This is a genomic window from Sphingomonas sp., assembly GCF_024508665.1.
Taxonomy (GTDB): Bacteria; Pseudomonadota; Alphaproteobacteria; order Sphingomonadales; family Sphingomonadaceae; genus Sphingomonas.
This window is the reverse complement of sequence record NZ_JANINP010000006.1, coordinates 235957-257388: the sequence shown is the minus strand read 5'-3', so window position 1 is coordinate 257388 and position 21432 is coordinate 235957. Positions and strand designations below refer to the sequence as shown.

The 21432-nt window shown below is 66.4% G+C and carries 20 protein-coding genes; 15 read left to right on the top strand and 5 right to left on the bottom strand.

All coding sequences use genetic code 11. The features are described 5' to 3' along the window. The first annotated feature begins 52 nt into the window (after positions 1-52). The 14 genes from hisN (at position 53) to msrA (ending at position 13402) form a co-directional block, all read left to right on the top strand. Complete coding sequence (gene hisN, locus Q0L25_RS10040; RefSeq protein WP_296613853.1) at positions 53-835, top strand: histidinol-phosphatase; 783 nt, start codon at positions 53-55, stop codon at positions 833-835. A 234-nt stretch (positions 836-1069) separates the two neighbouring features. Continuing rightward, a complete protein-coding gene (rpmI, locus tag Q0L25_RS10035) occupies positions 1070-1273 on the top strand; it encodes a 50S ribosomal protein L35 (RefSeq protein WP_007406658.1) in 204 nt (67 codons plus the stop codon). A 13-nt stretch (positions 1274-1286) separates the two neighbouring features. Further along, positions 1287-1652, top strand: a complete 366-nt coding sequence (gene rplT, locus Q0L25_RS10030; RefSeq protein ID WP_296613851.1) for a 50S ribosomal protein L20 — start codon at positions 1287-1289, stop codon at positions 1650-1652. Between the two features lie 81 nt (positions 1653-1733). Next, complete coding sequence (locus Q0L25_RS10025) at positions 1734-2219, top strand: GNAT family N-acetyltransferase (RefSeq protein WP_296613849.1); 486 nt, start codon at positions 1734-1736, stop codon at positions 2217-2219. Further along, on the top strand, positions 2212-3291 hold the full coding sequence (gene pheS / locus Q0L25_RS10020) for a phenylalanine--tRNA ligase subunit alpha (protein WP_296613847.1): 1080 nt from the start codon (positions 2212-2214) through the stop codon (positions 3289-3291). The genes Q0L25_RS10025 and pheS overlap by 8 nt, the downstream gene beginning before the upstream one ends. Continuing rightward, on the top strand, positions 3288-5663 hold the full coding sequence (gene pheT / locus Q0L25_RS10015) for a phenylalanine--tRNA ligase subunit beta (RefSeq protein ID WP_296613845.1): 2376 nt from the start codon (positions 3288-3290) through the stop codon (positions 5661-5663). The genes pheS and pheT overlap by 4 nt, the downstream gene beginning before the upstream one ends. 121 nt (positions 5664-5784) lie before the next feature. Then, complete coding sequence (locus tag Q0L25_RS10010; protein WP_296613843.1) at positions 5785-6531, top strand: SDR family NAD(P)-dependent oxidoreductase; 747 nt, start codon at positions 5785-5787, stop codon at positions 6529-6531. 55 nt (positions 6532-6586) lie between these two features. Beyond that, on the top strand, positions 6587-7987 hold the full coding sequence (locus tag Q0L25_RS10005; RefSeq protein ID WP_296613841.1) for a pyridoxal-dependent decarboxylase: 1401 nt from the start codon (positions 6587-6589) through the stop codon (positions 7985-7987). After that, positions 7984-8856, top strand: a complete 873-nt coding sequence (locus Q0L25_RS10000; protein ID WP_296613840.1) for an aldose 1-epimerase family protein — start codon at positions 7984-7986, stop codon at positions 8854-8856. Before Q0L25_RS10005 ends, Q0L25_RS10000 begins: the two co-directional genes overlap by 4 nt. Positions 8857-8911: 55 nt before the next feature. Beyond that, the gene (locus tag Q0L25_RS09995; protein WP_296613838.1) at positions 8912-9349 is read left to right on the top strand and encodes a hypothetical protein; all 438 of its coding nucleotides are present in this window, start codon (positions 8912-8914) and stop codon (positions 9347-9349) included. Between the two features lie 49 nt (positions 9350-9398). Next, complete coding sequence (locus Q0L25_RS09990) at positions 9399-10928, top strand: peptide chain release factor 3 (protein ID WP_296613835.1); 1530 nt, start codon at positions 9399-9401, stop codon at positions 10926-10928. 103 nt (positions 10929-11031) lie between these two features. After that, positions 11032-12231, top strand: a complete 1200-nt coding sequence (locus tag Q0L25_RS09985) for a pyridoxal phosphate-dependent aminotransferase (RefSeq protein ID WP_296613833.1) — start codon at positions 11032-11034, stop codon at positions 12229-12231. Between the two features lie 312 nt (positions 12232-12543). Then, on the top strand, positions 12544-12687 hold the full coding sequence (locus tag Q0L25_RS09980; RefSeq protein WP_296613832.1) for a hypothetical protein: 144 nt from the start codon (positions 12544-12546) through the stop codon (positions 12685-12687). 55 nt (positions 12688-12742) lie between these two features. Continuing rightward, positions 12743-13402, top strand: coding sequence for a peptide-methionine (S)-S-oxide reductase MsrA (msrA, locus tag Q0L25_RS09975; RefSeq protein WP_296613830.1), 660 nt, complete (start codon positions 12743-12745; stop codon positions 13400-13402). Positions 13403-13551: 149 nt separating this feature from the next. Here msrA and pdeM read toward each other — a convergent pair whose 3' ends face one another. After that, positions 13552-14214 (bottom strand): ligase-associated DNA damage response endonuclease PdeM, encoded by a 663-nt coding sequence (gene pdeM, locus Q0L25_RS09970; RefSeq protein ID WP_296613829.1) that lies wholly within the window; start codon positions 14212-14214, stop codon positions 13552-13554. A 124-nt stretch (positions 14215-14338) separates the two neighbouring features. Between pdeM and Q0L25_RS09965 the strand changes: the two genes are divergently transcribed. Continuing rightward, the gene (locus Q0L25_RS09965; RefSeq protein WP_296613827.1) at positions 14339-16267 is read left to right on the top strand and encodes a potassium transporter Kup; all 1929 of its coding nucleotides are present in this window, start codon (positions 14339-14341) and stop codon (positions 16265-16267) included. Positions 16268-16424: 157 nt separating this feature from the next. On the opposite strand, the gene Q0L25_RS09960 is transcribed toward Q0L25_RS09965, so the two are convergent. The 4 genes from Q0L25_RS09960 to Q0L25_RS09945 form a co-directional block, all read right to left on the bottom strand. Next, positions 16425-17831 (bottom strand): M20/M25/M40 family metallo-hydrolase, encoded by a 1407-nt coding sequence (locus tag Q0L25_RS09960; protein WP_296613826.1) that lies wholly within the window; start codon positions 17829-17831, stop codon positions 16425-16427. A 72-nt stretch (positions 17832-17903) separates the two neighbouring features. Beyond that, a complete protein-coding gene (locus Q0L25_RS09955; protein WP_296613824.1) occupies positions 17904-18869 on the bottom strand; it encodes an aspartyl protease family protein in 966 nt (321 codons plus the stop codon). A 208-nt stretch (positions 18870-19077) separates the two neighbouring features. Beyond that, positions 19078-20448, bottom strand: coding sequence for a peptide MFS transporter (locus tag Q0L25_RS09950; protein ID WP_296613823.1), 1371 nt, complete (start codon positions 20446-20448; stop codon positions 19078-19080). After that, positions 20445-21086: a hypothetical protein gene (locus Q0L25_RS09945; protein WP_296613821.1), complete on the bottom strand. Its 642-nt coding sequence runs from the start codon at positions 21084-21086 to the stop codon at positions 20445-20447. The genes Q0L25_RS09950 and Q0L25_RS09945 overlap by 4 nt, the downstream gene beginning before the upstream one ends. Positions 21087-21432 lie beyond the last annotated feature (346 nt).

The following is a 21432-nucleotide window of genomic DNA, read 5'->3' as shown; positions in this document are numbered from 1 at the left end:
GGGATAGTCAGGGCCATTGCCGCCCGCTCGGACTCACCGTACGGCCGGTGCCATGCGCATCACCGATACCGACATCGCCCTCGCCATGGCCTTGGCCGACGCCGCCGGCGCGGCGATCCGGCCGCATTTCCGCGCGCCGTTCGACGTCGAGATGAAGGAAGACGCCTCCCCCGTCACGATCGCCGACCGCGCCGCCGAGCAGGCGATGCGCGCCTTGCTCGCCGCCGAAGCGCCGCGCGATGGCATTTCGGGTGAGGAATTCGGCACGACCGAAGGATCGACCGGGCGGCAATGGGTGCTCGATCCGATCGATGGAACCCGCGCATTCATCGCCGGACGGCCGCTGTTCGGCACCTTGATCGCGCTGGTGATCGACGGCTGGCCGGCGATCGGCATCATCGACCAGCCGATCCTGAAGGAGCGCTGGGTCGGCGCGATCGGCCGGCCGACCTTGTTCAACGGCAAGCCGGCCAGAACCCGCGCCTGCCGCGAATTGAGCCATGCCCTTCTCGCTACGACATCCCCCGCCTTGTTCGACGATTCGCAGCTCCATGCCTTCGAGCATCTCGACGCCGCGGTGCGATCGGTCGTGCTGGGGGGCGATTGCTACAATTACGCCACTTTGGCGTCGGGCTGGCTCGACGTGGTGGTCGAAGCAGGTCTCAAGCTCCACGACTTCGCCGCTTTGGTCCCGGTCGTCGAGGGCGCCGGCGGGCATATGTGCGACTGGTCCGGCGATCCGCTGACCACCACCAGCAACGGCGAAGTGATCGCGGTGGGTGACCCGGCGCGTGTGGAAGAGATTCTCGAAGCGATGGCCTGCCGGGGGCACTGATATTATCACGCGGAGGCGCGGAGAGCGCGGAGAGTCGGGCTTGCATGCCGGCGCACAACCCGGCTTTCTTCGCGCCTCCGCGCCTCCGCGTGAATCTCAATCCTCCAGCCGCGGTTGCATTTCCCAAGACTCGCGGCTATGCGCGCCAGCCTCCCGAGCGATGCGTGGAAAGAACGGCCCGGCCATCAGGGCTGCCGCGGCTGTTCCAGTCTCGCTCAAACCGAAAGGACCAAAATGCCCAAGCTCAAGACGAAGAGCGGCGTCAAGAAGCGCTTCAAGCTCACCGCCACCGGTAAGCTGAAGCACGGCGTCGCCGGCAAGCGCCACCGGCTCATCAGCCACAACGGCAAGTACATCCGCCAGAACCGCGGCACCTCGGTGCTGTCGGACGCCGACACCAAGACGGTGAAGGCCTGGGCCCCGTACGGCCTGAACTGAGGAGCTAGAAGATATGGCACGCGTCAAACGTGGTGTGACCACCCGCGCCAAGCACAAGAACATTCTTGAGCAGGCCAAGGGCTATTCGGGTCGCCGCAAGAACACCATCCGCATCGCTCGTCAGGCCGTCGAAAAGGCCGGTCAGTATGCGTATCGCGACCGCAAGGTCAAAAAGCGGACTTTCCGCGGTCTGTGGATCCAGCGCATCAACGCCGGCGTCCGCGCCGAGGGCCTGACCTATTCGCAATTCATGCACGGGCTGAAGCTCGCCGGCATCGAGCTGGACCGCAAGGTCCTGGCCGATATCGCCATGAACGAGGGCGAAGCCTTTACCGCCATCATCGCGCAGGCGAAGGCGGCACTGCCCCAGGCCGCCTGAGCGACCTGTAGCGAGTGAAGATACGGGGCGTCGGTGGCAACACCGGCGCCCTTTTCTTTTCCGGGCCCAGAGGAGCGATCCGTGGTTGAGTTGAAGGCAATGCAGGACAGCGACTTCGCATGGTTGCTGGGCGAGCGCTCGGCACCAGCGAACCCGCCCGCGATTTGCGACGGCGGCGTGGCTCCGCGAGAAGTCGTGGAGCTGATCCGTGGCGTCGCGGCGAAGAATCGCGAGGCATTGGGCGGCGACGTCGCCTGGCTGGTGGTCGCCGGCGACGAGGCGGTCGGCATGATCAGCTTCACCCGCCCGCACGACGGCAAGCGGCCGGAGATCGGCTATGGCATCGCCGACAGCCGCCAGGGACGCGGCCATGCCACCGCAGCGGTCGCCGCTTTGCTGCCGATCGTTCGGGTGCGCGGCTTTGACGGCTTGACCGCGGAGACCGGGGTGGGCAACCGGCCCTCGCAACTCGTGCTGGAGCGGAATGGCTTCCTCCGCACCGGCGAGCGCACCGACCCCGAGGACGGCGCCCTCTATCTATGGACGATCGGATTGAACGATGAGTGATCTCGACCAGCTCAAGAGCGACCTGCTCGCGGCGATCGGCGGTGCCGACCTCGCAGCGCTGGAAGACATCCGCGTCTCGGCGCTCGGCAAATCGGGCACCGTCACCGGATTGCTCAAGACCTTGGGCGGCATGTCGCCCGAGGAGCGCCAGACCATTGGCCCGCGCATCCACGCGCTGCGCGAGGCGGTGACCGAGGCGCTCGCCATTCGCAAGGCCGGGCTGGAGCGTGCGGCACTCGACGCGCGACTGGCGGGCGAGACGCTCGACATGACACTCCCGGTTGACGTGCCGGCGGCGGGCACGGTCCATCCGGTCAGCCAGGTGATGGACGAACTCGCCGAGATCTTCGCCGATCTCGGCTTCGCGGTCGCGACCGGCCCCGAGATCGAGGACGACTGGCACAATTTCACCGCGCTCAACATTCCCGAGAGCCACCCGGCGCGGGCAATGCACGACACCTTTTACTTCCCCGACCAGCCGGACGGGGAGCGCAAGATGCTCCTCCGCACCCACACCTCGCCGGTGCAGATCCGCACGATGGTCAACCAGAAGCCGCCGATCCGCATCATCGCGCCGGGCCGCACCTACCGTTCGGATTCGGACGCGACCCACACCCCGATGTTCCACCAGGTCGAGGGCCTGGTGATCGACAAAGGCATCACGCTCGGCCATTTGAAGTGGACGCTCGAGACTTTCCTGAAGGCGTTCTTCGAGCGCGACGACATCGTCCTTCGGCTGCGCCCGAGCTATTTCCCCTTCACCGAACCCTCGGCCGAAGTCGATGTCGGCTACACGCTGGAGAAGGGCAAGCGCGTCATCGGCGGGTCCGGCGGCGGCTGGATGGAAGTGCTGGGCAGCGGCATGGTCCACCCCAAGGTAATCGCCGCCTGCGGGCTCGACCCCGATGAATGGCAGGGCTTTGCCTTCGGCTGCGGCATCGATCGGCTGGCGATGCTCAAATACGGCATGGACGACCTCCGCGCCTTCTTCGACGGCGATATCCGCTGGCTCAAACATTACGGCTTCGCGGCGCTCGACGTGCCCACGCTGAGCGGGGGAGTAGGGGCATGAAATTCACCCTGAACTGGCTCAAGGAGCATCTCGACACCCAGGCCTCGCTCGACGACATCGTCGAGGCGCTGACGCGCGTCGGGCTCGAAGTCGAAGGCGTCGACAATCCCGGCGAGAAGCTGGCCGCCTTCAAGGTGGCGAAGGTGCTGACCGCCGAGCGTCACCCGCAGGCCGACAAGCTCCAGGTGCTGACCGTCGATACCGGGGACGGCAATCCGCTGCAGGTCGTGTGCGGCGCGCCCAATGCCCGCGCCGGGCTGGTCGGCGTGCTCGGCCTGCCGGGCGCGATCGTGCCGGCCAACGGCATGGAGCTCAAGGTCTCGGCGATCCGCGGCGTCGAATCGAACGGCATGATGTGCTCGACGCGCGAGCTCGAGCTCGGTGACGATCATGACGGGATCATCGAACTTCCGGCCGACGCGCCGGTCGGGACCACCTTCCCCGATTATGCCGGGCTCAACGATCCGGTGATCGACGTGTCGATCACGCCCAACCGCCAGGATTGCATGGGCGTGCGCGGCATCGCGCGCGACCTCGCCGCGGCGGGACTGGGGTCGCTCAAGCCGCTCGCTCAGGTCTATCGTGTCGAGGCAATCGCGCCGGTCGCGGGCGAGGGTCCGGGCCCTGACGTGCGGACCGACGACAGTGCGGGCTGCCCGGCCTTCTACGGCCAGGAAGTGCGCGGCGTCACCAACGGCGCGGCGCCCGAATGGATGCGGCGGTTCCTGACTGCGATCGGGCAGAAGCCGATCTCGGCGCTGGTCGACATCACCAATTTCGTCTCGGTCGATCTCGGCCGCCCCTTGCACGTCTATGACAAGGCCAAGTTGTCGGGCGGCCTCGTCGCGCGGCGCGCCAAGGCTGGCGAGCAGGTGCTGGCGCTGAACGGCAAGACCTATACGCTCGACCAGACGATGACCGTCATCGCCGACGACGTCGCCGTTCACGATATCGGCGGCATCATGGGCGGCGAGCATTCGGGCGTGTCGCAGACGACCACCGACGTCGTCATCGAATGCGCCTATTTCGATCCCGACCATATCGCACGGACCGGGCAGAAGCTCGGCCTGACCAGCGACGCGCGCCAGCGGTTCGAACGCGGGGTCGATCCCGCCTTTCTCGACGATGGTCTGGCGATCGCCACCAAATTGGTGCTCGACCATTGCGGCGGGACGGCGAGCGGAATCACGCGCGCCGGCGAACCGCCCGTCACGCTGCGCACTATCCAGTACGATCCGGCCCGTGCCGAAACGCTCGGCGGCCTCGCCGTCGCGCCCGAGCGGCAAAAGGACATATTGGAGCGGCTCGGCTTCACCGTCGGTAGCGACTGGCAGGTCACCGTTCCGACCTGGCGCCGCGACGTCGACGGCGCGGCCGACCTCGTCGAGGAAGTCATCCGCATCGAGGGTATCGACAATGTCCCCGTCACGCCGCTCGACCGCGCGCCCGGCGTGGCGCGCCCGACCGCGACGCCCGAGCAGAAGCTCGAGCGCAAGGTCCGCCGTGCGGCCGCCGCGCGGGGGCTCGACGAAGCGGTGACCTGGAGCTTCCTGAGCCACGCCGAAGCTGACGCATTCGGCGGCGGAGCGTGGAGCCTCGCCAATCCGATCAGCGAGGACCTGAAGGTCATGCGGCCGTCGCTGCTGCCCGGCTTGCTGTCGGCCGCCGCGCGCAACCTCAATCGCGGCGCGGGCAGCGTACGGCTATTCGAGCTCGGCCGGCGCTATCTGGCAGACGCGGAGCGCCCGACCCTTGGCGTGGTGCTGGCCGGCGACCGCCGTCCGCGCGGCTGGCAAGCGGGCAAGGCCGTGGCGTTCGACGCGTTCGACGCCAAGGCCGAGGCGCTGGCGCTGCTCGCCGCGGCGGGCGCACCGGTCGACAATCTCCAGGTGATGGGCGACGCGGGCGAGACTTGGCATCCTGGCCAATCGGGCACCTTGCGGCTCGGGCCGAAGACCGTGCTCGCCGCGTTCGGCATGCTCCACCCGCTGACCGCCAAGGCGTTCGATCTCGACGGTCCGGTCGCCGCGGTCGAGCTCTATCTCGACGCGATCCCGGGCAAAAGGTCGACTGGTTTCATGCGCCCGGCCTACACGCCGCCCGCCCTCCAGGCGGTGAAGCGCGACTTCGCCTTCACCGTCCCCGCCAGCCTGACCGCCGACGCGCTGACTCGCGCGGTACGCGGCAGCGACAAGGCGGCGATCACCTCCGCGCGCGTGTTCGACCTCTTCGAGCGCGACGGGGTCAAGTCGATGGCGATCGAGGTCACGCTGCAGCCGAGCGAGAAGAGCTTCACCGATGCCGATTTGAAGGCAGTGGCGGACAAGGTCGTGGCGGCCGCGGAGAAGCTCGGAGCGACGTTGCGAGGTTGATAATCGCCCTCTCCCTTCCCAGCGCCTGACGGCGGCGGGCTCTTCCCTCTCCCATTGGGAGAGGGAGGGAGCGGCGAAGCCGCGGAAGGGTGAGGGTCGAGATAGGACGAAGGAGTAGACGATGCGCACAGCCTTGATCACCGGCGGAACCTCGGGCATCGGCGAGGCCGCGGTGCGCGCGTTCGTCGCCGCCGGCTGGCGTGTCGTCACGACGGGGCGCCGTAAGGAAAGGCTCGATGCGCTGGTCGCAGAGCTTGGCGCTGACAAGGCCCAGGGCCTCGCGTTCGATGTGCGTGACGAGGCCGCCCGCGACGCCGCGCTCGACGCGCTACCGGCCGACTTCCGCCAGTTCGACCTGCTGATCAACAATGCGGGCCTCGCGCTCGGCACCGCTCCGGCGCAGTCCGCTTCGCTCGATCAATGGAAAACGATGATCGACACCAACGTCACCGCTCTGGTGTCGCTGACGCGCAAGCTGCTGCCCGCCCTGGTCGAGCGCAAGGGCGCGATCATCAACCTGTCGTCCGTGGCGGCGACCTATCCTTATACCGGCGGCAATGTCTATGGCGGGACCAAGGCGTTCGTCCGCCAGTTCAGCCTCGGGCTGCGTTCGGACCTGTCGGGCACCGGCGTCCGCGTCACCTCGATCGAGCCGGGGATGGTCGAGACCGAATTCACCCTGGTCCGCACCGAGGGCAACCAGGAAGCGTCGGACAAGCTCTATGGCGGCGCCAATCCGATGACCGGCGAGGACATCGCCAACACCTTGTTGTGGGTCGCCGAGCTGCCGCCGCATCTCAACATCAACACGCTCGAACTGATGCCGGTCAGCCAGTCCTTCGCGGGGTTCCAGGTGGCGCGGAACTAAGTTCGAACACAGATTCCGGATTGCACGGGATGGCGTGCGCACCGACACCGCGGTCATGAACGACTCCGATTCCAGCGCGATGATGCGTGCCGCCCAAGCCGCGATCGACTATCGCCGCGCGACCGCCACCGCCGAGACGACGCCGGCGGCGAGCTATGCCGATATCTTCGCCGCGTTCGATGCGCCGCTGCCAGAGCAAGGCGGCGATGCCGACGCGATCATCGCCGAGCTGATCGAGCGCGCGAGCCCGGGTATCCGCGCCTCGACGGGACCGCGCTTCTACGGCTGGGTAATCGGCGGCTCGCACCCGGCCGGGGTCGCCGCCGATTGGCTGGCGGCCGCCTGGGGCCAGAATGCCGCCAACGTCGTCGCCGCCCCGGCCGCCAGCGCGGTCGAAGCGGTTGCCGCCCGATGGCTGCTGGACCTGCTCGGACTGCCGGCAGAGGCGTCGGTCGGTTTCGTTACCGGTGCGACCGTCGCCAATTTCGTCTGCCTGGCTGCCGCGCGCAGCGAGGTGCTGCGCCGCGCCGGCTGGGATGTCGAAGGCGATGGCATGTTCGGCGCGCCGCCGATCAATGTGCTGATCGGCGCGGATGCGCACGCCACCGTCTTTTCGGGGCTGAAATATCTTGGCCTCGGCGCCAAGCGGGTGACGACGATCGCCACCGATGGGCAAGGGCGGATGCTCCCCGCGGCGTTCGAGGCTGCCCTGAACGTGGCGTCGGGGCCGGTCATCGCGATCGCTCAGGCCGGACAGATCAACAGCGGCGCAAGCGATCCGTTCGCCGAGATCGCACCGATGGCGCGTGCTGCCGGCGCCTGGCTGCACGTCGATGGCGCGTTCGGGCTGTGGGCGCAGGCCGCGCCGTCGCGGGCGCATCTGACGCGTGGCGTCGAGCTCGCCGACAGCTGGGCGACCGATGGCCACAAATGGCTGCAGACACCCTACGATTCCGGATTCGCGATCGTTCGCGATGCCGAGGCACACCGCCGCGCGATGGCGATCTCGGCCAGTTACCTGCCGCCCGCCGCGGGCAGCGAGCGCGATCCCTCCTCCTATGTCCCCGAATTGTCGCGCCGCGCGCGGGGCTTCGCGACCTGGGCGATGATCCGCCAATTGGGCCGCGACGGCGTCGCCGAGATGGTCGAGCGCTGCTGCCGGGTCGCGACGCGCATCGCCGACCGCGTTGGCCGAGAGCCGGGCATCACCATGATCCTCGATCCCGAACTCAATCAGGCGATGTTCCGCTTCGGTGACGACGACGCGGCGACGCTCGCCACCATTCAGCGCGTGCAGGATGATGCGGTCGCGTGGATCGGCGGCGCGCAGTGGCGCGGGCAATGGGTGATGCGGTTGTCGGTGAGCTCGTCGGCAACCACCGAGCATGACGCGGACCTTACCGCCGACGCGATCGTTTCCGCGTGGCGCGGAGTGCGTAAGGGGGAATCGATGTGACGGACGGTTTGATCGCGATCGGTAACGAGCATCTGTCGGCGGCGACCAATCCGCTCGGCGCTGAACTCACCAGCCTGCGCGATGCCGAGGGGCGCGAGCTGATGACCGATGCCGACCCTGCCTATTGGACCGGGCATGCACCGATATTGTTTCCAATCGTCGGCCGGCTGAACGGCGACGCGCTGCGGCTCGACGGCCGCGACTATGCGATGAAACAGCACGGTTTCGCGCGCCGTCAGCTCTTCGAGCTGGCCGCGCGCACCGCCACCGGCGCGACGTTTCGGCTGACCGCCAATGACGACACGCGCGCATGCTATCCGTTCGAGTTCGAACTGGGCGTGAGCTTCTCGATCGAGGGAGCAACGCTGACGATCGGCGTCCGCATATCCAATCCCGGCACCGCGCCACTGCCAGCCAGCCTGGGGTTTCACCCCGCTTTTGCCTGGCCGCTGCCCTATGGCCGTCCGCGCGGCGACCATCGCATCCGCTTCGCCACCGACGAGCCGGGGGATATCATCGAATTGGCCGAAGGGCTGTTCGCGGCGCGACGCCCGTCTCCGCTCGATGGCCGCGACCTGATTCTGGCCGACGAGCTTTTCGTCGACGATGCGCTGATCTGGGATCCGGTCGCTTCGCAGAGCGTAACCTATGGCGCGCCAGACGGCCCGCAGCTCCGGGTCGATTTCCCCGACACGCCCTATCTCGGCATCTGGACCAAGCCCGGCGCTGCCTTCGTCTGTGTCGAGCCGTGGCACGGCCATGCCGACCCCGCCGGGTTCGATGGCGATTTCCGGACCAAGCCGGGGGTATTCGAAGTCGCGCCGGGTGGCGATTGGGCGTGCCGGATGGAGATCACGCTCGAACCCTGAGACCTTGCCGTCGGAGGGACGCGCGCCATATCCACACAAACGGACGGGGTCATCGATGCTGACGGCGTTATTGCTCACTTTGTGGCTGGCGATGATCACGGCGCGCGGTACGCCCGCGGGCGGCACCCTGCACCGCGTCTTGGTCGAAGCGCCCGCACGACGGCTGTCGCGGATCACGCGTGGCCATGTCCTGTTCGTCCTGCTCACCCTGTCCATCATCGCCAGCGTGATCTGGCTGCTCGACAATGACGGGCGGATGCTGGTGACGATGGGGCTGCCCGAATTCCTGGGTTTCGCCACCGCGATCGATCTTTCGGCGCTGCTCGATCTTGCCGCGGTGGCGGTGATCGCGGCCACGACGATCCACTTTCGGGCTGTGGGGACATGGGTGCGGCAGACAATCGCGCCGCGCCGGCGCGCTCGCCGGCCACGCGTCAAGCGACAGCGCCCGCCCGCCAATGACGACGAGCGACGACCCGCGCTCGCCGCCTGATCCCGCTCAGCTTGCCGGTAGCGCCGCCACCCCCTAGGAGCCGCGCACCATGAGCATTTCCGACCGCCGCACTTTCGCGATCATCTCGCACCCCGACGCCGGCAAGACCACGCTGACCGAAAAGCTGTTGTACTTCGGCGGCGCCATCCATCTCGCCGGCGAGGTCAAGGCGCGCGGCCAGACACGGCGCGCGCGGTCCGACTGGATGAAGATCGAGCAGCAGCGCGGCATCTCCGTGACGAGCTCGGTGATGACGTTCGAGAAGGACGGCATCACCTTCAACCTGCTCGACACGCCGGGCCATGAGGACTTTTCCGAGGACACCTATCGCACCCTGACCGCGGTCGATTCGGCGGTCATGGTGATCGACGCGGCGCGCGGCATCGAGGCGCAGACGCGCAAATTGTTCGAGGTCTGCCGCCTGCGCTCGGTGCCGATCATCACCTTCGTCAACAAGGTCGACCGCGAGGGCCGGCCGCCGTTCGAATTGCTCGACGAGATCGCCGACGTGCTGGCGCTCGACGTCGCGCCGATGAGCTGGCCGGTCGGCATGGGCGGGCAGTTCCAGGGCGTGCTCGACCTGACGACCAACAAGGTCAGCAGGCCCGAGGGCGACAGCCGCGAATTCCTGGGCAAGGTCGACGACGCGCCCGAACTGCCGGTCGAGATCGCCGAGGAAGTCGAGCTGGCGCAGGCGGGCTATTCCGCTTTCGATGCCGAGGCCTATCGCCATGGCGACCTGACCCCGGTCTATTTCGGCTCCGCGCTCAAGGATTTCGGCGTCGCCGAGCTGATCGCCGCGCTTGCCGCCTACGCCCCGCCGCCGCGGCCGCAGCCGGCCGAGCCCGCTCCCGTCTCGCCCGAGATGGACGAGGTCACCGGCTTCGTGTTCAAGGTGCAGGCCAATATGGACCCGCAGCATCGCGACCGCATCGCGTTCATGCGGCTGTGCTCGGGCACCTTCAAGCGCGGCATGAAGCTGACCCCGACCGGGCACGGCAAGCCGATCGCGGTGCATTCGCCGATCCTGTTCTTCGCGCAGAATCGCGAGGTCGCCGACGAGGCCTATCCGGGCGACATCATCGGCATCCCCAATCACGGCACCTTGCGCGTCGGCGATACGCTGTCCGAGCGCGCCGATGTGCGCTTTACCGGCCTGCCCAATTTCGCCCCGGAAATCCTGCGTCGCGTCGTGCTCAAGGATCCGACCAAGACCAAGCAGCTGCGCAAGGCGTTGGACGACATGGCCGAGGAAGGCGTCACTCAGGTCTTCTATCCCGAGATCGGGTCGAACTGGGTGATCGGCGTGGTCGGGCAGCTTCAGCTCGACGTGCTGATCAGCCGGCTGGAAGCCGAGTACAAAGTCGCGGCGGCGCTGGAAATGGCACCGTACGAAACCGCGCGCTGGATCTCGTCGGACGACCCGGCGGCGCTCAAGCAATTCCTCGATCTCAATCGGAGCGCGCTGGCCAAGGATCGCGACGGCAATCCGGTGTTCATGGCCAAGACCGCCTGGGAAGTCGGCTATGTCGCGGATCGCTATCCCAAGGTGAAGTTCGCGGCGACCCGCGAGCGATAAGGCGAAGGCCGGCACAGCGAAGCTATAAACGCGCGAAACTTTTGGTGCGGTTGCGAAGGCCGAGCGCATCGCTATAGCCGCGTGCGACCATCAGGAGCCCATCATGCAGCCTTCCGCCGCGCTCGCCCGCATCAAGCCTTCTCCGACGCTGGCGATCACCAGCCGCGTTCAGGAATTGAAGCGTGCCGGCGTCGACGTGATCGGCCTGGGCGCCGGCGAACCCGATTTCGACACGCCCGACTTCATCAAGGAAGCCGGGATCAAGGCGATCCGCGACGGCAAGACCAAGTACACCAATGTCGACGGCACGCCCGAGTTGAAGGAAGCCGTGCAGCTGAAGTTCAAGCGCGACAATGCGCTCGATTACGACATCAGCCAGATCACGATCAACGCCGGCGGCAAGCACACCTTGTTCAACGCGATGGTCGCGACGCTCGATCCGGGCGACGAGGTCGTCGTGCCTGCGCCTTACTGGGTGAGCTATCCCGACGTCGTGCTGTTCGCCGGCGGTACACCGGTATTCGCCGCGGCCGGGGCCGCGCAGAACTACAAGCTCAAGCCCGAGCAACTCGAGGCGGCGATCACGCCAAGGACCAAGTGGCTGATCCTCAATTCGCCGTCCAACCCGACCGGCGCCGCCTATAGCGAGGCCGAGCTGAAGGCACTGGGCGAGGTGCTCGATCGCCACCCGCACGTCTGGATCTATGCCGACGACATGTACGAGCACATCGTGTTCGACGATTTCAAGTTCACCTCGATCGCCCAGGTCTGCCCGTCGCTCTACGACCGCACCCTGACCGCCAATGGCTGTTCGAAAGCCTATGCGATGACCGGCTGGCGGATCGGCTTTGCCGGCGGTGCGCCGTGGCTGATCAAGGCGATGTCGAAGCTGCAATCGCAATCGACCAGCAATCCCTGCTCGATCGCGCAGGCCGCGTCGGTCGCGGCGCTGACCGGCGACCAGGCATTCCTGAAGGACAATGCCAAATTGTTCGAGCGCCGCCGCGACCTTGTCGTGTCGATGCTCAACCAGGCGAGCGGCATGACCTGTCCGCGGCCCGAGGGCGCATTCTACGTCTATCCCGAATTCTCCGCGCTGATCGGCAAGACCACACCGGGTGGCCGGACGATCGCGACCGACGAGGATTTCGTCGGTTATCTGCTCGACGACGCCAAGGTGGCGGCGGTGCAGGGCGAGGCGTTCGGCCTCTCGCCGGCGATGCGGATCAGCTACGCGACCTCGGACGAATTGCTGCGCGAGGCGTGCGAGCGCATCCAGACGGCCTGCGCCGCGCTGCGCTAAGCGAATCCAACCGTCACCCCGGCCTTGTGCCGGGGTCCATCAGGCCGCCAAACCTGGGGAAAGAGGCTCCAGCACCTCGCTGGCCTGCACGGTGGATGCCGGGACAAGCCCGGCACGACGAGTTCAAACAGAGCGCATCCGGTCGGCGATCAACTGACCTTGAGCGTGGGTCCGAGCGCGTAACGAATTCCAACCCCCGATGAACAGGCGGGCCAGAGAAAGTTCAGGCCGGGAAACCTATCGTTTCGACCATCAGGGTTGAAGCGAAGCGTCCGAACGCCGATTTCGCACCCGCAACAAAGGACAAGAGCCATGAAGGCCCTCATCACTTCCTCCTTTTTCTGGCGTTTCGTCGGCGGCTTCGCTTTGGGCGGAGTCGGCGTGCTGACGCTGCATCCGGCCGGCGCGCAAACCATGCCGCAGGCCCCTGCGGCGATCGTGCATCTGGCGGACTGAAACCATGGGGCGCCGTGTTCCGTATCTACAGGGTCGGAGTAACGGAGCCCCCCGTATGATCAAATATGTTCTGCCGCTTGCCGCCGCCGGAGCGCTGGCCGCGGCGATCTTCACCAGCCCCTTCGCCCATGCCGAACGCGCGGTGCCGATCCCGGTGCCGGCGCACGACGTCCAGGCGACCGTGAAGCCCAGTGTCGCGGTGCTCGCCGGTGGCTGTTTCTGGGGCATGGAGGCGGTGTTCGAGCGCGTCAAAGGCGTGACCAACGTCACAGCCGGCTATGCCGGCGGCACTGCCGCGACCGCGACCTACGACCAGGTGTCGACCGAAACCACGCGCCACGCCGAAGCGATTCGCGTCAGCTACGATCCGCGCGTCGTCAGCTACGGCACGTTGCTGCGCATCTATTTCTCGGTCGCGCACGACCCGACGACACTCGATCGCCAGGGTCCCGATCGCGGCACAAGCTATCGCTCGGCGATCTTCCCGCAAAACGCGGCGCAGCGCGCGGTAGCCGCGGCGTACATCGCGCAGCTGGGCCAGGCGAAGGCCTATGCGCGGCCGATCGTGACCAAGATCGAGACCGGCGGCTTCTATCCGGCCGAAGCCTATCACCAGCATTTCTTCGACAGGAATCCCAACCACCCCTATATCGTGGCGTGGGACAAGCCGAAGGTCGCGGCGTTCAAGGCGGCGTTTCCGACGTTGGCGAAGTAGGGCCTCCCATCCGTCACCCCGGCCTTGTGCCGGGGTCCACCGGGCGACAAGTCCAGGACAAGCGGCTCCAGCTTAGCGCTCACTTGCACGGTGGATGCCGGGACGAGCCCGGCATGACGGAGTGGGTCGGGTTTCCCTCGAATCCTTGATCACGCCGCCAACGGGAACCGCAGCAACCGATCGGCGACCGGCACCAGCGCCTCGCCGCTCCGACCCACCGCGCGGACGATCTCGGGATGGTGGACGTCGAGGCCGCCGGTGAGCGAACCGAATGCCGGCAATATCAGCTTGGACCCGGTCGCGACGAAGCAGCGCCGTGACACCAGGCGTCCACGCACGCGAACGCGCAATTTGGGGTGAAAATGGCCCGACAATTCCGGCCGCGGATCGCGCGGATCGGCTTCGTGCCGCAGTACCAGCCCGTCGAGCTCGGCATCGTCGACAATCTCGCCGCCGCACGGATCGGCCAGCGCATGGTCGTGATTGCCGACGACCCAGACGAAGCGGTGCGCGGCGGTCAGCGCGCGCAGCCGGTCCTGTTCGGCCGCGGGCAAGCGCTCGCATCCGCGCGAATCGTGGAAGCTGTCGCCAAGGCACCAGATCTCGGCCGGAGCGGTCGCCGCAACGGCTTGCTCCAGCGCCGCCAACGTCGCCGCGCTGTCATAGGGCGGCAGCATCTGGCCGAAGCTGGCGAACCAGCTCGCCTTCTCGAAATGCAGATCGGCGACGATCAATGCGCGCCGCGCCGGCCAGAACAATGCGCCGTCGGGCAAGGCGGCAAGTTGGTGGCCGGCGAACGAAAAGGGAACCATTCACCATTCATGCCGTAATAGCAGGGCGCGATCAATGGCTTGCGGCGGTGCAACAAAAGCCCCTTGATCGGCGCGCCAACAGGCGTAAAGCGCGCCGTCCTTTCCGGCAGGCCCATCCGACTCCATGTCAGCAGCCCCTTCACCCCAACAGACGATGTCGAAAAAGGCGCTGGCCGCGCTAACTCTCGGCGCAATCGGCGTGGTGTTCGGCGACATCGGCACCAGCCCGCTCTACGCGTTTCGCGAAGCGCTGAGCCAGGCGGCGGCGGATGGACTGACCGCCGACGAGATATTGGGCGTGCTCAGCCTGGCCTTGTGGTCGCTGATCCTGGTCGTTTCGATCAAATACGTCACCTTCCTGATGCGCGCCGACAATCAGGGCGAGGGCGGCGTGCTTGCGCTGGCGGCGCTCGCGCGGCGCGCACTCGGCTGGCGTTCGCGAATCGCTCTGGTGCTCGGCGCGGCGGGCGCGGCGTTATTCTATGGTGATGCGATCATCACGCCGTCGTTGTCGGTGCTGTCCGCGGTCGAGGGCTTGCGCACCATACCGGGCGGCGCCGACGCGATCGGCGAGCACACCATCCTGGCGGTCACTATCGCCATCCTGATCGGCCTGTTCATGATCCAGGCCCGCGGCACCGCGCGCGTATCGGTACTGTTCGGCCCGGTCTGCGTCTTGTGGTTCCTGGTGATCGGCGGCCTCGGCCTCTATCATATCAGCGATGAGCCCGGCATCCTGTGGGCGTTCAATCCATGGCATGCCGGCCAATTTCTCGCGACGCACGGCGTGCTGGGTCTGTTCGTGCTCGGCGCGGTGTTCCTGACGGTGACCGGCGCCGAGGCGTTGACCGCCGACATGGGGCATTTCGGGGCGAAGCCGATCCGTCTCGGCTGGTTCCTACTCGCTTTTCCTGCCCTATGCCTCAACTATCTGGGCCAAGGTGCCTTTACGCTCAACAAGCTGGAGGCGGTGCAAGCGGCCGGCGGCAAGTTCGAAAGCGCTGACTGGTTCTTCCTGATGGCGCCCGAACCGGTGCGCCCCCTGCTCGTCATCCTGGCGACATTGGCGACGATCATCGCCAGCCAGGCGGTGATCACCGGCGCCTATTCGCTGACCCAACAAGCAGTCCAGCTCGGCTTCCTGCCGCGGCTCCGCGTGCGCAACACGTCCGCCGATTATGCCGGCCAGATCTACCTGCCGTCGATCAACTGGTTGCTGCTGGCCGGCGTGCTGGTGCTGGTGGTCCAGTTCCGCACCTCATCGGCGATGGCGGCGGCCTATGGCATCGCGGTGACGGGCACGATGGTGATCACGACGTTGCTCGCATATGTCGTGGTGCGGCACAGCTGGCACTGGCCGCGTCCCTGGGCATTGGCGATCATTCTGCCGTTCCTGACGCTCGACCTGATCTTTTTCGGCGCCAATAGCTTGCGGGTGATCGAAGGCGGCTGGGTGCCGCTGGTCATCGCCGCGGTGATTGGGCTGGTCATCTTCACCTGGGTGCGCGGCAAGGCGATCGTGAAGACGTTCGAGCAACGCCAGAGCGTGCCGCTCGCCGATCTTGCCGCGGCGCTGGCACGGCGAGCGCCCGAACGGGTCGAGGGCACGGCGATATTCCTGACCGGCAATCCCGACAGCGCACCCGGCGCGCTGCTCCACAACCTCAAGCACAACAAGGTGCTGCACGAGGTCAATCTGATCGCTTCGGTGCGCACCGCCGACCGGCCGCAAGTGCCGCCCGAGGAAAGGTGCGAGGTCAAACGGATCGACGACAATTTCAGCGTCGTAATCCTGCGTTACGGCTTCATGGAGACGCCCGACGTGCCGCGCGCTCTGGCCGACGCGGCCAAGGCGGGGCTGATCGCGCTCGATCCAATGAAAGCGAGCTATTTCATCGGGCGGAATACGCTCAAGCCCGATGCCGAGGTCGGCATGCCGTTATGGCAGGACCGCATCTTCATGTTCCTGCAGCGCAATGCCAGCGACCCGACCGACTTCCTGCATATCCCGCCGGGCAAGGTGCTTGAGCTGGGCGAGCAGGTGACGGTTTAGGGCACAACTCCTTCTCCCCTTGTGGGAGAAGGAGGGAGGCGCGAAGCGCCGGAAGGATGAGGGGGGAATCGGCGAACTCTCAGAGTTCCCCTCACCCTTCCCACTCGCTGACGCTCGCGGGCCCCTTCCCTCTCCTACAAGGGGAGAGGGAATTTAGTCAGCCCGCGTACGCTTTCACTAAATCGTACAGATAATCGCGTCCGGTATAGAGCGATTCCACCCGGATGCGCTCATTCAGTCCATGGATGCCGCTGAAGTCGGATTCGATGAACACGCCCGGCGCGCCATAGGTCGGAATGCCGATCGCTTCGAGGAAGATGCCGTCGGTTGCCCCGGTCGACATGCTGGGGAGCATCGGCACGCCGGGGAAATATTTGTCGGCCAGCGTCTTCATCGGTCCGACGATCTTGGGATCGAGCGTCGGCGGGATGCCGATCGGACGGACCGGCTGGTTGGCGGTCACCGTCACCTTGGGTCCGGCCAGTTGCTTGAGCGTGGCCAGCGTGCCGTCGACCGTCTCGCCCGGAAAGATGCGGCAATTGACGTTGGCCGTCGCCTTTTGCGGCAGCGCGTTCTCGGCATGGCCGGCGCTGAGCAAGGTCGCGACGCAGGTCGTGCGCAAGGTCGAATGCATCGCCTTGTCAAGCGAGACGATCTTGTCGGCCTCGGCGTCGTTGGGATTGGCGAGCAGGCGCTTGACCGCCGCCGCCATCGGCGCGGGGGTCTGCGGCGCGCCGGCCACCGCGGTGAAGAAAGCCCGCGTCGTATCGGTGAACTTCACCGGGAATTCGTACCCACGCACTTTCTCGAGCGCATCGGCGAGCTCGTAAATAGCGTTGTCGGGCACCGGCTGCGAGCTGTGCCCGCCGGGATTGGTGGTGGTGAAGGTGAAGTTCTGCGCCGCTTTCTCGCCGACCTGGATCGCCAATATCTCGCGCTCGCCCTTGGCATTGTAGCGCCCGCCGCCGCCTTCGTTGAGCGCGAATTCGGCCGCGATCAGGTCCGGCTTGTTCTTGGCCAGCCATTCCGCGCCGTTGAAGGCGTAAGTGGTCTCCTCGCCACAGGTCAGCGCCATCTTGATCGTGCGCTTCGGCTTGTAGCCGCTCTGTTTGAAGCGGATCATCGCATCGGCCCAGATCGCCGCCATCGCCTTGTCGTCGACGGTGCCGCGTCCGTAATAGAATCCGTTTTCCTCGATCAGCTTGAACGGATCGCGCACCCAATCTTCGCGCTTGGCGGCGACGACGTCGATATGCGCGAGCAGCAACATCGGCTTGGCCTTGGGATCGCTGCCCTTCAGCACCGCGACCAGTCCGCCATCCTTGGGATGGTCGGGCACCGAGAATGGCGTCAGCTCGCTGTCGCTATAGCCCGCCGCCTTCATCCGCGCAGCGATCTGCGCGGTCGCCTGGGTGCAGCTGCCGATGTCGACCACCGTGTTGGTTTCGACCAGTTCCTTGTACAGGCCGAAAAACGCCTGCTGATCCGGCCGGAGATCGGCCGCCGCGCCGGCCACTGGTTGGGCGAGCAGCCCCGCCGCGATGATCCATCCCAATGCGCGCATGACGACCCCCCGATTATATGACGACTGGAGGAGATTAGAGCCCGAAACCGGGCGGCACGCAACCGCCCGCGGTCAGGGACGCATGCGGGCCGAGCTCGCCATCACGTTGCGCGGCAAGGTCAGGCGGATCTCGCGGTTGGCGAAATCGATCTGGACGCGGCGAAACAGCCGGAGCGAGTCCATGCCGAGCATCAGCGCCGGCGTATCGGTCAGTCCGAACCGCTTGAACGGCACGGCATCGGCGAACGCGATCGGCAATTGGTGGAAACCGACCCCGGCAATGTCGAGCGAGTCGATCACGCGATAATCGGCCTGGAGATACTGGCCGGTCACCGCTTGCAGCGACACGGTACCGAGCGACTTTTCGGTCTTCACGCGCTTGAGCAAGGCGAGGTTGCCGACGGTCACCGGCGATCCGGTGTCGATCACGACCGAGATGCGCCTGCCGCGATAGCGCGCGTCGGTGACGATCAACTGGCCATAGAGATTCTTGGCGCGGATCACGATATCGTCCGGGCTGCCCATCAGGCCGCGTTTCTTGGAAGCCCGAACTTCCATCACGTTCTTGTCGAAATCGATCGAGACGGCGTGCCCCTTGAGCGCGTCGATCCCGAGCATGCCGGGCGCGCCGAGATTGGTCGCCTCGACCGCCGGCGCCTCGAGCGTGTCGGGCGCGATCATGTTCACGCGGAGGTCGGAGAGCTTGTAGGTGCCGAGCTCGCTTTGCCCCGCCATCGTCGTCACGCGGACACGGCGCCCCGTGCTGAGCTTGAGCACATCGGCCAGTTCGCGGGACACTACCGTGCGTTCCGATCCGGTATCGATGATGAAGGAATAGGGTCCGCTCGGGCCGATCGACACAGGAACGGTCATGCGCTGTTCGGCATTGGCGAAGCCGAGCAGTTCGGAGGCTGTCGCCGGCGTCGTCGCGCCGGTCGCCGGAACCACCGGCGGATCCTGGGGAACGCCGCTATCGGCCGACGACGGAGCAGCCGTCGCGCCAAGGGCGAGGACCAGCAAGGGGATAAACCCGCGCATGACGGTGATGTTACGCCCGTTCCGGTCTTGTACCAAGCGAATTCGCGCGTGCTCAGAGTCTGTCGAAAACTCGCGAAAGAGCGAGTTTTGAGACCGCACCAGCCCGCTCCCCACCCGACCTCCCAATCAGTTTATTCTATGGGAGATCGGGTGGGGGAGCGGGCTGGTGCCGCGAAACGCGCCCCTCAGCGCGTTTTCGAACGGAGTCTCAGCTCGCGCTGGCGTCCCCGTCCGGCACCGGCTCCAGCGCCCGCGCAAGCGGCCGCGCGATCGCCAGCATCAGCAACCCGCCGACCAGCCCGATCGACCCGTCGAGCGCCCAGAAGGCGGCGGGGCTCATCGTGTCGTAGAAGCTGCCGACCCAGCCCATGATCACGCTGCCCAGGAAGAAGGACAGATACACCCCGCCCATCATGGTCGCGGTGACCTGCTTCGGCGCGGCCTGGCTGATCAGCGCGAGCAGCACCGGCCAATAATAGAGGAAGGCGACGCCCATCCCGAAGAACCCGACGAGCGCCCACCCCACGGCGGTCTTGCCGCCCGGCCCGGCCAGCAATGCGCCGACGGCGAGCACGAACGCCGAGGCTCCGGCCAGCAACGATCCTATCGCCATCTTGGCGACGTCGGACGGCTCGCGACCGCGCTTCGCTTGCCACGCCCAGAGCGCGACCAGCGGCGGCACCGCGACGACCGAGGCGAACGGATCGATCGAGTTGAACCAGGACGGCGGGACACCACCCCAAGGCGTCGACAGGCTGACATGCTGGTCGACCCACAGCACGCCGATGCTCCAGATCATCGGATAGGCGACGTTGGGGAACAGCGTCATCGCCGCGACCAGGATCAACAGCCACATCCGCTTGCGCTCGGCGGCGGTCATCGGCGGCAGCGCGACGCGGTCGGCGCGCGGGCTACGGCCGGCCAGATGGCGCTGGCCCGCGAGATAGATGATCAAAGCGAGCAGCATCAGCGCGGCGGCCGCGCCGAACCCGGCATGCCAGCCATAGGCCGCGGCCAGCACGCCGCACGCCAGCGGCCCCAGGATCGCGCCGACATTGATGCCCGCGGAAAAGATCGTGTAGCCCTGCGTCCGCCGCGATTCCGCCTCGGCTGGATAGAGCTCGCCGACCTGTGCCGAGATATTGCCCTTGAGGCAGCCCGAGCCGAGGATCAGCAACAGCAAAGCGAGCAGGAAGGAGGCATCGAATGCCATCGCCAGATGCCCGGCGCACATCAGCAGCGCGCCGATGATCACGGTGACCTTCGCCCCCAGCCAGCGATCGGCGATCCAGCCGCCCAGGATCGGGGTGAAATAGACCAGCCCGCCATACCAGCCATAGATCAGCGACGCGAAAGCGACGTCGCTGAGTGCCCCGTGCCAACTGAACAGCTGCCGCAACGCCGCCAGTCCCAGCACATGCTCGGCGTGACCCGGCAGAAACAATTGCTGGACCATGTAAAGCGTCAGCAGTGACGTCATGCCGTAATAGCTGAACCGCTCCCAGCATTCTGTGAAAGCGAGATAGGCGACCCCGCGCGGGTGGCCGAGGAAGCTCGTGTCGTCGGTCGCAGCGGTCAATCACCAATCCTCTTGAGGCGGATCCGCTCGGGAAATCGCGGATTCGTCGCGACATAAGCACGAAGCGCGCGCTCAAGCGAGGCCCGGTCCCTGAAATGGCATGTCGCCCCGCCGCTCGGCTTGGGGGCGGCCGCCGGTTCGGCCTGGGTCGAATTGTCCGCGGCCGCGGCGTCCGTCTCCTCGGCACTGGTCGTGGCAGGTTCTTCGACCTCTCCGCCCGCCGCGCGAACGATATCCTCAGTCGTGTCGCAATCGATCACCGGTGAGAGCCACAATATATCACCACGCAGCTCCGCCAGTCCGTAGGAAACCTCGGCCGTGCCTTCATCGGGCATGTCCTGGACGATCCACAGATCGCGCCCAGCCACCACGAACCGCACCATGATCACGCGGGAGGGCTGCTCGTCCTTTCGCGGCCGGAGCGGCGTCACGAGGATCGTCCCGTCGGGCTGCCAGGCGACCCGATAGAGGTGCGCGGGCTTGCCGTCGCCGAGCAGATCGACCTTGTAGGCGCCGGGCCGAACCGGACCGGCATCGGCGGGATCGCCTTTGTAGAAGGGCGGGCCGACCCACCAGCAACTCGACAGCAATGTCGCCGCGATCATCGCGAACGCAAGGCGAAGTACCGGTCGCATCATCCGCCCACCTCCCACCGGATCAGCTGGTGTACGATACGATGGAAAACCATAGCGAGACAGCCGGGATGATGGCCGAAACCGACCGCCTTGCCCGGTCGTAATTTTTTCGCGCCAAGGCACTAAGGCGCGAAGACGGTTCGCGCAGAGGCGCAGAGGGCGCTGAGATCATCGGCTGAGCCTCGCCATGCGAGGCTCCTTAATCGATCGTTCGAATTTGATCGCGCGGGGACGCCTATCGCTAAACAGCTCTGCGCCTCTGCGCGAAAACCCTTTCCCTTTGCGCCTTCGCGCCTTCGCGTGACCTTTTTCGGCTCATCGGCGGGAACGAACCCAGGATGCTGCCCCA

Excerpts from the sequence above, each read along its gene's own strand:
- Q0L25_RS09945 (WP_296613821.1), bottom strand. The coding sequence starts at position 21,086 with ATGATGCGACCGGTACTTCGCCTTGCGTTCGCGATGATCGCGGCGACA.
- msrA (WP_296613830.1), top strand. The coding sequence starts at position 12,743 with ATGATCAAATATGTTCTGCCGCTTGCCGCCGCCGGAGCGCTGGCCGCG.
- Q0L25_RS10005 (WP_296613841.1), top strand. The coding sequence starts at position 6,587 with ATGAACGACTCCGATTCCAGCGCGATGATGCGTGCCGCCCAAGCCGCG.
- Q0L25_RS09980 (WP_296613832.1), top strand. The coding sequence starts at position 12,544 with ATGAAGGCCCTCATCACTTCCTCCTTTTTCTGGCGTTTCGTCGGCGGC.
- Q0L25_RS09990 (WP_296613835.1), top strand. The coding sequence starts at position 9,399 with ATGAGCATTTCCGACCGCCGCACTTTCGCGATCATCTCGCACCCCGAC.
- Q0L25_RS09955 (WP_296613824.1), bottom strand. The coding sequence starts at position 18,869 with ATGCGCGGGTTTATCCCCTTGCTGGTCCTCGCCCTTGGCGCGACGGCT.
- pheS (WP_296613847.1), top strand. The coding sequence starts at position 2,212 with ATGAGTGATCTCGACCAGCTCAAGAGCGACCTGCTCGCGGCGATCGGC.
- rpmI (WP_007406658.1), top strand. The coding sequence starts at position 1,070 with ATGCCCAAGCTCAAGACGAAGAGCGGCGTCAAGAAGCGCTTCAAGCTC.
- pheT (WP_296613845.1), top strand. The coding sequence starts at position 3,288 with ATGAAATTCACCCTGAACTGGCTCAAGGAGCATCTCGACACCCAGGCC.
- Q0L25_RS10010 (WP_296613843.1), top strand. The coding sequence starts at position 5,785 with ATGCGCACAGCCTTGATCACCGGCGGAACCTCGGGCATCGGCGAGGCC.
- Q0L25_RS09965 (WP_296613827.1), top strand. The coding sequence starts at position 14,339 with ATGTCAGCAGCCCCTTCACCCCAACAGACGATGTCGAAAAAGGCGCTG.
- Q0L25_RS09995 (WP_296613838.1), top strand. The coding sequence starts at position 8,912 with ATGCTGACGGCGTTATTGCTCACTTTGTGGCTGGCGATGATCACGGCG.
- Q0L25_RS09985 (WP_296613833.1), top strand. The coding sequence starts at position 11,032 with ATGCAGCCTTCCGCCGCGCTCGCCCGCATCAAGCCTTCTCCGACGCTG.
- Q0L25_RS09960 (WP_296613826.1), bottom strand. The coding sequence starts at position 17,831 with ATGCGCGCATTGGGATGGATCATCGCGGCGGGGCTGCTCGCCCAACCA.
- rplT (WP_296613851.1), top strand. The coding sequence starts at position 1,287 with ATGGCACGCGTCAAACGTGGTGTGACCACCCGCGCCAAGCACAAGAAC.
- hisN (WP_296613853.1), top strand. The coding sequence starts at position 53 with ATGCGCATCACCGATACCGACATCGCCCTCGCCATGGCCTTGGCCGAC.
- pdeM (WP_296613829.1), bottom strand. The coding sequence starts at position 14,214 with ATGGTTCCCTTTTCGTTCGCCGGCCACCAACTTGCCGCCTTGCCCGAC.